Source organism: Salipiger bermudensis HTCC2601 (assembly GCF_000153725.1).
Classification (GTDB): Bacteria; Pseudomonadota; Alphaproteobacteria; order Rhodobacterales; family Rhodobacteraceae; genus Salipiger; species Salipiger bermudensis.
On sequence record NZ_DS022276.1, the window covers coordinates 3,817,112 to 3,829,482 of the forward strand.

Below are 12,371 nucleotides of genomic sequence, written 5' to 3' on the forward strand. Positions count from 1 at the left end.
CGCTCACGCGCTCTTTCGATGGCTGGCTGCGGGCGTGTCCTCGCCTTCGAGGTTGAAGGCCCCCATCTCGGCCAGCAGCTCGCGCGCGTGGCTGCGCAACCGCAGCCCCATCGCGGCCATCTCCTCGCTGAGTCCTGCGGTATCCTGCGTCTCGGAATCGAGCCGCGCCAGCGTCTGAGACAAATCCGACATGCCGCCGGACTGGCCGCGGCTTTCGTCTCGGATCTCCGAGATCATGCCGCTGACCGCGCTGACCTCGTCGACGATGCTCGACAGGCGCGCTCCGGCCTCGTTCACCAGCCGCGCGCCATTGGTCACCTGCGCCTCGCTGTCGAGGATCAGCGTCTTGACCCCGGCAGCGGCCTCGGAGGTGCGCTGCGCCAGCTGCCGGACCTCGGCGGCGACCACCGCGAAGCCCTTGCCGCTTTCGCCAGCGCGGGCGGCCTCGACCCCGGCGTTGAGGGCGAGAAGATTGGTCTGGAACGAGATGTCGTCGATCAGGTCGATGATCTTGCCGACCTCGGACGAGCTCTGCTCGATCAGGTTCATTGCCTGGATCGCCTCGTTGGTGACTGCGCCGCCCTGCTCGGCGCTCTGCCGCGCGACGCTGGCGCGCTCCGAGGCGGTGCTGGCCTGATCGGCGGTGGCGTTCAGGGCCTGGGTGATATCGCTCATGCTGTGGGTCGCGGCACTGAGCTCGTGCGCCTGCCGCTCGCTGCGCGACGAGAGATCGCCGGTCACCGCCTCGAGCGCCTGCGCCTCCTCCTCGAAGCTGACCGCCTTGCTGCCGGCGCTGCGCAGCGCCTCTTCGAGCTGGCGCACCGCGCGGTTGAAATCATGTCGCAGCGTCTCGAACGCCTCGGGCATCGGCGCGTCGATGGCGCAGGCCAGATCGCGATCCGCGAGCCGGTGCAGATGGTGGTTGAACTGCGCCACCACGTCGCGGGTTTCCTGCGCCGCGGCCTCGGCCCGGGCCTGTGCGGCGGCGGCCTTGTGGCTTTCATCCGCGAGCAGCTCGCGGCTTTCCTCGATACTTCGTGTGAAGGCGTTGCGCTGCAGGATCGCCATGGTGAGGATCGCCGTCTCCATCACCACGATGCCGGCGTGCAGCGCGGTGCGCATGATGTTCTCGATCAGGTCGGTCGAGGGGTAGACCGCCGCCGGCAACAGCAGCGTCAGCGACACGTGATGTACCGCCACGATCCCCGCCGCGTAGAGCATCACGCCCACCCGGCCCAGCACCGAGACCCCCGCCAGCATGACGAAATAGACCATGTGGGTGTCGATCTGCCACGGGTGCATCTGGTAGTCTGCGGTCAGCACCATCACCTCGGCCAGCACCGCGGTGGCGAGAACGTAGTCCCGCAGCCCCGAGCGTAGCCGCAGCGACAGCAGCGCCACCGCCATCAGCGCCGAGGCGGCGAGCGTGCCGGGCATCGTCGTCCGCCCGAGATAGAGGTCGGTCGCCAGGAAGACCGGCAGGAGCATCAGTCCCAGCAGGACCACCAGCGCCGGCTCGCTCAACCCGCGAACCCGTGAGAGCAGCTTGGTCATCATGTGAGTCCTCCGCACAGTGAGGCCAGCGCGCGGGCATCGCGCACCGACCAGGCGCCGAGCGCGCGCAGCTGCGTCACCGGGGCCGCGCCGTCGAACACCGCCAGCGCGCCGAAGGACGCGGCCCCCGGCCCGATCGCCCGCCCCCCGGTCTTCGCGATCATGGAGCCTGCCCCGTCGGACCAGGGCGGCGCGATGACCAGCACCGGCGCGCCCTCGCGTGGCGCGGGGCCGAGCGCCGAGGCCAGCGTGACACCGCCCCCGGCGAGCAGGAGAAAGACAAGCAGAGCGGCATCGAGAACAAGGCGAGGCGAGGCAAACATGCGCGCATCTAGCAGCCGAGTTCTTTCCATTCCCTTATCGCCGCCCAAATTTCCTGCAATGGGCGTCACATTTTGTATACCGATGCATACCATACTTCCCAAAGTTGCGAATCTGGGCTAAGGCCGCATCATGCTGCACGCGCACAACGGAAAGGGACCTGCATGTCGAAGATCAAGGTAGACAACCCGATCGTCGAGATGGACGGCGACGAGATGACCCGCATCATCTGGGACTTCATCAAGACAAAGCTGATCCTGCCCTATCTGGATCTCGACCTGCTCTATTACGATCTCGGCATCGAGAGCCGGGACGAGACCAACGACCAGATCACCATCGACGCCGCCGAGAAGACCAAGGAGATCGGCTGCGCCGTCAAGTGCGCCACCATCACGCCCGACGAGGCCCGGGTCGAGGAGTTCGGCCTCAAGCAGATGTGGCGCTCGCCCAACGGCACGATCCGCAACATCCTTGGCGGCGTGGTGTTCCGCCAGCCGATCATCTGCCGCAACGTGCCGCGCCTCGTGCCCGGCTGGACCCGGCCCATCGTCATCGGCCGCCATGCCTTCGGCGACCAGTACAAGGCCACCGATTTCCACTTCCCCGGCGCCGGCAAGCTGACGATGAAATTCGTCGGCGAAGACGGCACGGTGATCGAGAAGGAGGTCTATGACGCCCCCTCGGCCGGCGTCTACCAGGCGATGTACAACCTCGACGCCTCGATCATCGACTTCGCCCGCGCCTCGTTCAACTACGGTCTGTCGCTGGGCTGGCCGGTCTATCTCTCGACCAAGAACACCATCCTCAAGGCCTATGACGGCCGCTTCAAGGATCTGTTCCAGAAGGTCTTCGAGGAAGAGTTCGAGGAGCAGTTCAAGGCCAAGGGCATCTGGTACGAGCACCGTTTGATCGACGACATGGTCGCCTGCTGCATGAAGTGGAACGGCGGCTTCGTCTGGGCCTGCAAGAACTACGATGGCGATGTGCAGTCCGACACCGTGGCGCAGGGCTTCGGCTCGCTCGGCCTGATGACCTCGCAGCTGATGACACCGGACGGCCAGATCGTCGAGGCCGAGGCGGCGCATGGCACGGTCACCCGCCACTATCGCCAGCACCAGGCCGGACAGGCGACCTCGACCAACTCCATCGCCTCGATCTACGCTTGGACCGGCGGCCTCAAGCACCGCGCCAAGCTCGACGGCAACACCGCGCTGATGGCCTTTGCGACCACGCTCGAGAAGGTGGTGGTCGAGACCGTGGAATCGGGCTGGATGACCAAGGACCTCGCGCTGCTGGTCGGGCCCGACCAGAAATGGCTCACCACCATGGGCTTCCTCGAAAAGGTCGACGAGAATCTCAACAAGGCGCTTGGCACGCTCTGAACGCTGCAGGCAAGAAGAGATCGCCGGCCCCGCACGGGGGCCGGCTTTCGTTTGACCGGACGCCCGGAGCCGTGAGAGCCTGAGCCGGCATTTCCTTGTCTCAGGTCTTTCTCATGCGATCCATTCTGCTCTCCGGCGCGCTGGCGCTGCTCACCATGTTTTCCACCGCTCCCGCGAGGGCCGACTGGGCGCTCTCACAGGGCAATGGCAGTGCCGCGATGTCGCAGCAGGCCGGGCCGGTGAAGATCACCTTCTTCTGCACCCGCTCGCGGCCCGACCAGCTGCAGGTCTCCTTCGATCCGTGGCCGCAACCGGCCCGCGGTGCGATGATCTGGATCACCCTGCCCGACGGACGCAACGACCGGCAGCCGATGGACGTGATGGCCCGCGACCGCGCCCTGAGCGTCACGCTGATGACCTCGTCGCTGGTTCTAGAGCACCTGCAGCAGGCGGCCTCGCTTGGCTTCGACATCGACAACCGCGAGATCGCACGGACCAATGCGAAGGGCACCGGTGCGTTCCGGCTCGCGGTGCTCGAGCAATGCGGCTTCTGAGCCGGCATCGGCCCCGCCGCCGCCCGCGAAACGGGCGGCCCCGGCTTGGAACGTCAGGTCGCCGCCGCACGCGTCTTGACCTCACCGCCGCGTGACGGCATGGCAAACCCATGCTGCTGCTTCAATCGCCCCCGCCCGACCGTCACACTCTCTGGGAAGACCTGCAGGCCATCCTCGTCGGCACCACCCTCGTGGCGCTGTCGATCCAGTTCCTGCGCGCCTCCGAGCTCTTCACCGGCCAGATCGCCGGCCTGTCGCTGGTGCTGTCCTATCCCAGCGGACTTCCCTTTGGCGCGATCTTCTTCCTGCTCAACCTGCCCTTCTACCTGCTGGCGATCAAGCAGCTGGGCTGGCGCTTCACCATCAAGAGCTTCCTGTCGGTGGCGCTGATGTCGACCATCGCCGAGACGCTGCCGCTGGTGCTGACGATCAATCACCTGCACCCGGCGCTCGGGGCGACGCTGTCGGGGATGCTGGCGGGCGTCGGCCTGCTGATGCTGTTCCGGCACGGTGCCACGCTCGGCGGCGTCGGCATCGTGGCGCTCTGGGCGCAGGACACCAAGGGCATCAAGGCCGGCCACGTGCAGCTTGGCTTCGACCTCTGCGTCTTCCTGCTGGCGCTGTTCCTGTTCGACTGGGAGCGCGTGCTCTGGTCGCTGCTGGGTGCCGTGGTGCTCAACATCCTGATCACCGTGAACCATCGCCGCGACCGCTATATCGCGCGCTCCTGATCCCGCCTTCGAGGCAAGAAAAAACGCGCCGGACTGCTCCGGCGCGTTTTTCGTTTCCGATGCCCCAGAGGGAGGGGCTGCCGGCGTCGCTCAGAGCGAGGCCTGATAGATCTTGTCGATGTTGCTGCCGAGCAGCGCGTTGAAATCGCCGTCCGACTGCTTCTTCGACAGGCCCTCGGCCAGCGCGCGGCTGAACGACGCGATCATCTTCGGCTGCTTGGCAAGCTTCTCGCAGGCCACGTCGGTCGAGTAGCCGCCCGAAAGCGCCACGACGCGCACCACGCGCGGGTGGTCGGCAAGCTCGTCATAGAGGCCATCGACGCTGGGGATGGTCAGCTTCAGCATGACGTCATCGCCTTCGGGCAGCGCGTCGAGATGCTTGGCAATCTCGGCCTTCAGGATCTCCTCGGCCTCGGCCTTGGTGGCCGAGTTGATGTCGACCTCGGGCTCGATGATCGGCACGAGACCGGCGGCGACCACGGTCTTGCCAAGCTCGAACTGCTGGTCGACCACGGCCTTGATGCCCTCGGCATTGGCCTCGTGGATCACCGAGCGCTCCTTGGTGCCGAAGATGCCGAAGCTCTCCTTGGCTTCCTTGAGCAGGTCCTCGATGCCCGGCATCGGCTTCATCAGCTGGACGCCGTTTTCCTTGTCGGCGAGGCCCTTGTCGATCTTCAGGAACGGAACCACGCCGCGCTTTTCCCACAGGTACTGCGCCGTCGGGATGCCGTCGATCTCGCCACGCATGGTGCGCTCGAAGAGGATCGCGCCAAGCACCTTGCCGTCGGTGAAGTCCGGCGCGGTGATGATGCGGGTGCGCATCTTGTGGATCTCGCCGAACATCTCGGCTTCGCCGTCATATTCGCTCTCTTCGACACCGTATTGCAGCAGCGCCTTGGGGGTGGACCCGCCCGACTGGTCCAGCGCCGCGATAAAGCCCTGGCCGGTCGACATCTTTGTCTTCTGCTCTTCGAAAACGCTCATGAGGAACCCTCTCCCATGCTGAAAAATCCTTGTTGCCAAAGGCATATCGCAAGGGATTTGCGATGGGTAGGCGAAAGACAGAGGTTTAACGCTAACGTCCGTCGTTAACGTCATCCGCTAGCGGCGCTCCACCCGCAGGTGGATGCCGTCGCGGGCCCGCACGGTCAGGAAGGCCACCGGCTCGGGCGTCTTCCCGGGCAGCGCGGTGAGTTTGAGATCGCGCAGGATGAGCGACAGCATCAGCACGCCCTCGACCATCGCAAAGCCCGCCCCGGTGCAGACCCGCGCCCCGGCGGAGAACGGCATGTAGGCCTCGCGCGCGCAGCTGCGGCCATTTTCCGTGCCCCAGCGCGACGGGTCAAACCCGTCGGGATTGTCCCAGAGCCGTGCGTGGCGGTGCTGGTGCCACGGGCTCAGCACGATCTGCGCGCCCTTTGACAGATCGCGGTCGCGGAACCGCTCCGGGCAGGTCGTCTCGCGCACCATCATCGGCACCGGCGGGTAGAGCCGCAGCGTTTCGCGGAAGACATCGCGCGAGAGCCTGAGCCTGGCGATGTCGGCAAAGTCCGGCACCTCGCCCAGAAGCTGCGCCTCTTCGGCCAGCCGCTCCTGCCAGTCGGGATGGGTTGCCACGAGGTAGAGCGCCCAGGCCAGCGCCGAGGCCGAGGTCTCGTGCCCGGCGAGGAAGAAGATCGCCACCTGATCGACCATCTCCTCGGTCGAAAAGGTCTCGCCGGTCTCGGGATCGGCGGTGGTCATGATCTTGGTGGCAAGGTCATCCGGCGCGGTGCCGGCTTCGATCTCGGCGCGGCGGCGCTCGCAAAGCGCGGTGATCAGCCCGCGGATGCGCTTGGCCGCGGTCTTGGTGTCAGGCCGGAAGAAGCGCGGCATCCAGCGCGGCAGTGGCAGGAAGGCCGCGAGGTTGAGGATCGGCTGGGTCCGCTGGTAGGCGCGGAACTCGTGAAAGACCTGCGCCGCGAGGTCGTCCTCGATGGGGATCGAGAACAGCGTGCGAAAGATGATGTCGGCGGCGGCGTGGCTGGTCTGCTCCTCGATCTCGACCGTCTCGCCGGCGCGTGCCGAAAGCCGCGCCAGCGCCGCTCGGCTCGCCGCCCACATCGCCGGATAGGTCTCGCGCAGGCGCCCTCCCTCGAAGGCCGGGTCGATGATGCGGCGCTGACGCTGCCACTGCGCGCCGTTGGTCAGGAAGACCGACTCTCCCAGCAGAGGCCGCAAGCCTTCCGAGATCCGTTCCGACTTGGGGAAGTCGAGCGGCCGGTCCTTCAGCACCGTCTTCACCAGATCGGGCTGGTTGACGAGGTAGGAGCGGAAGAACGGCGTGCGGAACTCGGCCATCCACGCCCGGTAGAGCCGTTCGGGTTGCGCCGAAAGCAGATCCTGCCGGAACAATTTGAGGTAGCGCCAGAGCGAGACCTTGTCGGGGCGCGAGGCGGGTTTCGGCGGCAGGGTCATGGCGCGGTCGAGGTGAATTTCGACACCGCCACGTCGATGCGGCTGGCCGAGGGCGGACGTCCGGCGTAGCGGCTGGCGAGGCTGAGCGGCCCGGCGGTGATCTGGAAATAATCGTAGTCGCGCGGCGCATCGAAGGCGCAGAGATACTGGAAATGCAGCCGGAAAAAGCGCCAGCGCAGCGCCTTCCAGCGTTCGGGGCTGAGCGCGCGGGTGAACTGGGCCGAGAACACCAGCGGCCAGCGCTTGTTTTCTGGTGCCACGCCCGAGACCGAGACCGGATCGCAAAGCGCGAAGGCGCAGCCGTCGCCCGGGGCGGTGACGTCGACCCAGGTGAACTCGTCCCGGGCCGACAGGAAGGCGAGATCGGCGCGCAGCCGCCACGCGTCGCGCAGGAAGGAGACCATCGGCACCACCTGCCCGAGGCTCAGGAAGGCCAGTCTCGGGCCGTGGTCGGGCACCCGCCCGTCCCGGAACAGGTCCGACAGGATGGAAACCGCCAGATGCGCGCCCGAGCTGTGGCCGACCACCAGAACCTCGTCCACGTCATCGCTCAGCGCGTCGGCAATCGCATCGGCGAAGCTGGCCATGCGCGCCTCGAGCTCGGGCGGGTTGGCGCCGCGATGCTGCGCCGAATAGGCGTAGTCGTGCATCAGGTAATAGGCGAAGAGCTTGCCGTCCCTGGCCTTGAACCAGCGCAGCAGCCAGACCGCCGCCGCGGCCCCCGCGACCAGCCCACCGATATCGGCGAGGACGCCCAGCCACGGGCGGAGGAGCCCCGCCGCCGAGACCATCGCCCAGAGCAGCAGCAGCGCCAGCACAAGCTGGCCAAGCAGCATCCCCACGGGGTAGAGCGCCGCGATCACCGGCCCCTTGCGCAGCCGCATCAGCCGCCTGAGTGCGCCGGTGGCGATGTACTCCCACGCGGTGCGGATCAGCTGGAGATAGGTGGCGGGGATGCTGGTCGACATGCTGTCCCGCACGATATCGGACCAGACCAGAACTTCGACCTCTGCCGCGACCTCCGCGCCGTCGATGCGCGCCGCGACCTGCCAGCCGTAATGCCCGCCGCCAGCGCCGGGCGTCAGCGCAATCTCGTAGCCCGAGATCCGCGCCTGCTCGGCGCCTTCCTTGCGATAGAGCTCGCGGTAGCGGCGGGGATGGATAGGATCGTACCCCGGGATGTAGAACAAGCGGCGGCGCCGCACCTCCTGCGCCGCCTCTGGCGCGGCTTCTGCCTGCGGGTCGTTGCCCATCATCCCTGCCCTCTTTTCGCGATCCTGTCGCTAACAGACCGCGAGGGCAAGACTAAGGCCGGATCTTGGCCGCCTCAGCCCAGTTCGCCAAGCGCCGGGAAGGTCTCGAGCAGCCAGAAGGAGAAGGCCGAGAAGGCCCCGGTGAGCAGCGCGAGACCGACGGCGATGAGCAGCACGCCCATGACCTTTTCGATCAGCCCCATGTGGCGCTTGAGCCGGTTCATCACCCCCATGGCGCGGCTCAGGAACACCGCCGCCAGCAGGAACGGCAGGCCGAGACCGGCGGCATAGACCGCGAGCAGCGCCGTGCCGCGCGCCACCGAGGCCTCGGAGGCGGCCATCGACAGGATCGCGCCAAGCTGCGGACCGATGCAGGGCGTCCAGCCGAAGGCAAAGGCCAGCCCGAGAATGTAGGCGCCGAAGGCCGAGCCGCCGGCATCGCCGGTCTCGATCCGCGCCTCGCGGTCGAGGAAGGGAATGCGGAAGACATGCAGGAAATGCAGCCCGAAGACGATCACCACCACGCCCGAGATCCGGGCCAGCAGGATCTGGTTCTGCAGGAAAAACATCCCCAGCCACGACGCGGTGAAACCGAGCAGCACGAAGACCGTGCTGAGCCCCAGCACGAAGAACAGCGCGGCGGTGAAGGCGCGCAAGCGTGCGCGGCCCCCCGCCTCCATCTCGGCGATCGAGACGCCGGACATGAAGGCGAGATACGGCGGCACGATGGGCAGCACGCAGGGGCTCAGGAAAGAGATGATCCCCGCGGCGAGCGCCACGAACATGGCCGGCAAGAGGCTGGCGTCGATGAGGTCGATTCCGAACATATGCCTTCGATAGAAGATAACCCGGCCCGCGTCACGCGGCGCAGGGTCACATCCCCGTAGGCGCGTTGAAACGTGGCCCCGGCCGCGCAACGGAAAACGGCCCCGGAGGATCTCCGGGGCCGTTTGCAACATCGGTCCTGCGGGTCGGGCTCAGCGCCCGATCGACCACCAGCCGCGGCGCTTCGGCTTGTCGTCAGCCTCTGCATTGGCAGCCTCGGGCTCGGCTGTCTCGGAGACCGTTTCCGGCTCCGGAGCGGGCTCGGGCGCAGGCTCTGCCTCGGGGGCCGCGGGAGCGACCTCCTCGGACGCCTCCTCGACCACGGACGCAGCCTCCTCGGCCGGCTCCGGTGCCTGTGTCGGTGCCTCCGCGGCAGGCTCTGCCTCGGGCGCGGGTTGGCGCTCGGCCTCGACCGGTGCAGGCGCTTCGGCCTCGACCGTCTCGGGAACCTCGGCAACCTCTGCCTCGGGCTGGGCTTCGGACACCGCGGCGCCCTCGGCTTCCGGTGCGGGCGCGGCCACGTCTTCGGCGGCAGGTGCCGGCTCGGAGGCCTCGACCACGGCGGCGCCACTGGTCTCTGCCTCGGCGGGTGCAGCCTCGGTTTCGATGGCGTCTGTGGTTTCGGTCACCACGTCAGCCTTGGGCTTGCGCGAGCGCGACCGAGTGCGGGTCCGCTTGGGCTTGGCCGGAGCGTCGTCGGTCTCGGCCGCAGCGACCTCTTCGGTCGTTGCTTCGCCGGTCGTTTCGGTCGCCGCGTCGGACGGCGTGTCCGTGCCGGACTCACCATTGTCGCTATCGCCCTTGCCCGAGTCGTTGTCAGCGCCGTTCTCGGAGCCGTTCTCGCCCTCGCCGTTCGACTTCTTGGACCGCGAGCGGCGGCGGCGACGGCGGCGTTTCTTGGGCTTGCCCTCGTCGTCACCATTGTCACCGTTTTCGCCGCTGTCGCTGTTGTTCTCCGCGCCATTCTCGGTCTCGGAGCCGGTCGAGCCGCTGTCCTCGGTGCTCTCGTCCTCGTCTTCCTCGGCGAGCGCATCCTCGTCGATCTGGTCCATCAGCGAGGTATCGACCGACACCACCGGCGCCAGAACTTCGGCGACGTTGCGCGTGGCGGTCTTGAACTTCTCCATGGTGAAGTCCGGCGAGACCAGGTGCAGGTCGCCCTCGATGCGCACGGCCATGCCGTAACGCGCCTCGATCATCGCGACATGCTCACGCTTCTGGTTCATCAGGTAGTTGGCGATGCCCACCGGCACCTTCAGCAGCACCTCGCGCGAGCGGCGGCGCGTGCCCTCTTCCTCGACCTGGCGCAGGATGTTCAGCGCCATGTTGTCGTCCGAGCGCACGAGGCCGGTGCCGTGGCAAGCGTGGCAGGGCTGGGTCGTCGCCTCGATCATGCCGGGGCGCAGACGCTGGCGCGACATCTCCAGCAGGCCGAAGCCGGAGATCCGGCCAACCTGGATGCGGGCGCGATCGGTCTTGAGCTTGTCCTTGATCTTCTTCTCGACGGCGGCGTTGTTCTTGCGCTCTTCCATGTCGATGAAGTCGATCACGATCAGACCGGCGAGATCGCGCAGGCGCAGCTGGCGCGCCACCTCTTCGGCGGCCTCGAGGTTGGTCTTGAGCGCGGTCTCCTCGATCGAGCCTTCCTTGGTGGCACGGCCGGAGTTGACGTCGATCGCCACCAGCGCCTCGGTCACACCGATGACGATGTAACCACCGGACTTGAGCTGCACGGTGGGGTTGAACATCGAGCTCAGGTAGCTCTCGACCTGATAGCGCGCGAAAAGCGGCATCGGGTCGACGTAGTGCTTCACGTTCTTGGCGTGGGACGGCATGATCATCTTCATGAAGTCCTTGGCGATGCGGTAGCCGCGGTCGCCTTCCACGTGAACCTCGTCGATCTCGCGGTTGTACAGATCGCGGATCGAGCGCTTGATGAGGTCACCTTCCTCGTAGATCTTGGCCGGCGCGACGCTCTGCAGCGTGAGGGCGCGGATCTGCTCCCAAAGGCGTTGCAGGTATTCGTAGTCGCGCTTGATCTCGGTCTTGGTGCGCTTGGCACCGGCGGTCCGGATGATCAGGCCAGCGCCCTTGGGCACATCGATCTCGGTGGCGATCTGCTTGAGCTTGGAGCGGTCGGCGGCGTTGGTGATCTTGCGCGAGATGCCGCCGCCACGGGCGGTATTGGGCATCAGCACGCAGTAGCGACCGGCCAGCGACAGGTAGGTTGTCAGCGCCGCGCCCTTGTTGCCGCGCTCTTCCTTGACCACCTGCACCAGCATGATCTGGCGGACCTTGATGACTTCCTGGATCTTGTACTTGCGTGGGCGCGGCTTGCGCTTGGGCCGGATCTCTTCCTCGGTGTCGTCATCGGCCACCGACTCGATGCTGTCCTCGGTGCCGGCATGGTCGTCGCCGTCATCGGTGTCATCGTCGTCGCTGTCATCCGCGTCGTCGTCGGACGTGTCTTGCGACACGGTCTCTTCGGCGGCCGGAGCGGAAGTGTCCTGCTCGGCGGGCTTGGCCACGGCCTCCTCGCCCGCTTGCGCAGGCTCGTCGGAGACGGGTGCATCCGCCGCGGCGACGGTGTCGGTCGCATCGGCGCTCACGGTTTCCGCCAGCGAGGACGGTGCGTCCTCGTCGGGGATCTCGTCCTCGCCGAGGTCGATGGTCTCCATGCCCTTGATCTCGGACGGATCGGCGCTGGCGGTCTTGTCCTCCGAGCGGGCCTTCTCGGCCTTGGACGAGGTGCGGGAGCGCGAGCGCCGCGACCGCGAACGCTTGGATTTGGGCTGGTCTTCCTCCTCCTCGGCCTCGGCGGCGAGCGCCGCCTCTTCTTCCATGAGGGCCTGACGGTCGGCGACCGGGATCTGGTAGTAATCGGGGTGGATCTCGGAGAACGCGAGGAACCCGTGGCGGTTGCCGCCGTAATCCACGAAGGCCGCCTGAAGCGAGGGCTCTACGCGGGTGACCTTCGCGAGATAGATATTGCCGGCGAGTTGCCGCTTGTTCTCCGATTCAAAGTCGAATTCCTCGACCTTGTTTCCGTCCACCACCACGACGCGGGTTTCCTCCGCGTGGGTGGCGTCGATGAGCATCTTCTTTGCCATGTTGTCCGTCTGCACGGCGCAAGCTCGCTCCTCCCTGGCGGGTGGAGACGGGTTGCGGCGTGGCTTGTCTGGGCGAGTTGCGGCGCGCAGGCACGGGAAGGCAATCTGCCTTCACCCGGGTGCCTCGTCTGCGTCGCACGCGTCATCGCGGTTCTTCTCCGACGCTCGTCCGCGTGTCGCGTCC

The 12,371-nt window shown here is 66.9% G+C and carries 10 protein-coding genes; 3 read left to right on the forward strand and 7 right to left on the reverse strand.

Annotated features, from left to right (window positions below; all coding sequences use genetic code 11):
- Positions 1–3: 3 nt before the first annotated feature.
- Together R2601_RS18050 and R2601_RS18055 are read right to left on the reverse strand one after the other, a co-directional pair.
- On the reverse strand, positions 4–1,557 hold the full coding sequence (locus R2601_RS18050) for a methyl-accepting chemotaxis protein (protein WP_040544890.1): 1,554 nt from the start codon (positions 1,555–1,557) through the stop codon (positions 4–6).
- Positions 1,554–1,877, reverse strand: coding sequence for a hypothetical protein (locus R2601_RS18055; RefSeq protein ID WP_007800936.1), 324 nt, complete (start codon positions 1,875–1,877; stop codon positions 1,554–1,556). Before R2601_RS18055 ends, R2601_RS18050 begins: the two co-directional genes overlap by 4 nt.
- 162 nt (positions 1,878–2,039) lie before the next feature.
- Between R2601_RS18055 and R2601_RS18060 the strand changes: the two genes are divergently transcribed.
- The 3 genes from R2601_RS18060 (at position 2,040) to R2601_RS18070 (ending at position 4,542) form a co-directional block, all read left to right on the forward strand.
- The gene (locus R2601_RS18060) at positions 2,040–3,257 is read left to right on the forward strand and encodes an NADP-dependent isocitrate dehydrogenase (protein WP_007800940.1); all 1,218 of its coding nucleotides are present in this window, start codon (positions 2,040–2,042) and stop codon (positions 3,255–3,257) included.
- 113 nt (positions 3,258–3,370) lie between these two features.
- A complete protein-coding gene (locus tag R2601_RS18065; RefSeq protein WP_007800942.1) occupies positions 3,371–3,811 on the forward strand; it encodes a hypothetical protein in 441 nt (146 codons plus the stop codon).
- A 110-nt stretch (positions 3,812–3,921) separates the two neighbouring features.
- Entirely contained in the window at positions 3,922–4,542 is a 621-nt protein-coding gene (locus R2601_RS18070; RefSeq protein WP_007800944.1) for a YitT family protein, read from the forward strand.
- A gap of 90 nt (positions 4,543–4,632) precedes the next feature.
- Here R2601_RS18070 and R2601_RS18075 read toward each other — a convergent pair whose 3' ends face one another.
- The 5 genes from R2601_RS18075 to R2601_RS18095 form a co-directional block, all read right to left on the reverse strand.
- Positions 4,633–5,526 (reverse strand): fructose bisphosphate aldolase, encoded by an 894-nt coding sequence (locus R2601_RS18075; protein WP_007800946.1) that lies wholly within the window; start codon positions 5,524–5,526, stop codon positions 4,633–4,635.
- 117 nt (positions 5,527–5,643) lie between these two features.
- The gene (locus R2601_RS18080) at positions 5,644–6,999 is read right to left on the reverse strand and encodes a cytochrome P450 (RefSeq protein ID WP_007800947.1); all 1,356 of its coding nucleotides are present in this window, start codon (positions 6,997–6,999) and stop codon (positions 5,644–5,646) included.
- Positions 6,996–8,255 (reverse strand): hypothetical protein, encoded by a 1,260-nt coding sequence (locus tag R2601_RS18085; protein ID WP_007800949.1) that lies wholly within the window; start codon positions 8,253–8,255, stop codon positions 6,996–6,998. Before R2601_RS18085 ends, R2601_RS18080 begins: the two co-directional genes overlap by 4 nt.
- A gap of 71 nt (positions 8,256–8,326) precedes the next feature.
- Positions 8,327–9,079 (reverse strand): cytochrome c biogenesis CcdA family protein, encoded by a 753-nt coding sequence (locus R2601_RS18090; RefSeq protein ID WP_007800952.1) that lies wholly within the window; start codon positions 9,077–9,079, stop codon positions 8,327–8,329.
- Positions 9,080–9,229: 150 nt separating this feature from the next.
- The gene (locus R2601_RS18095) at positions 9,230–12,187 is read right to left on the reverse strand and encodes an Rne/Rng family ribonuclease (RefSeq protein WP_007800954.1); all 2,958 of its coding nucleotides are present in this window, start codon (positions 12,185–12,187) and stop codon (positions 9,230–9,232) included.
- Between the last annotated feature and the right edge of the window lie 184 nt (positions 12,188–12,371).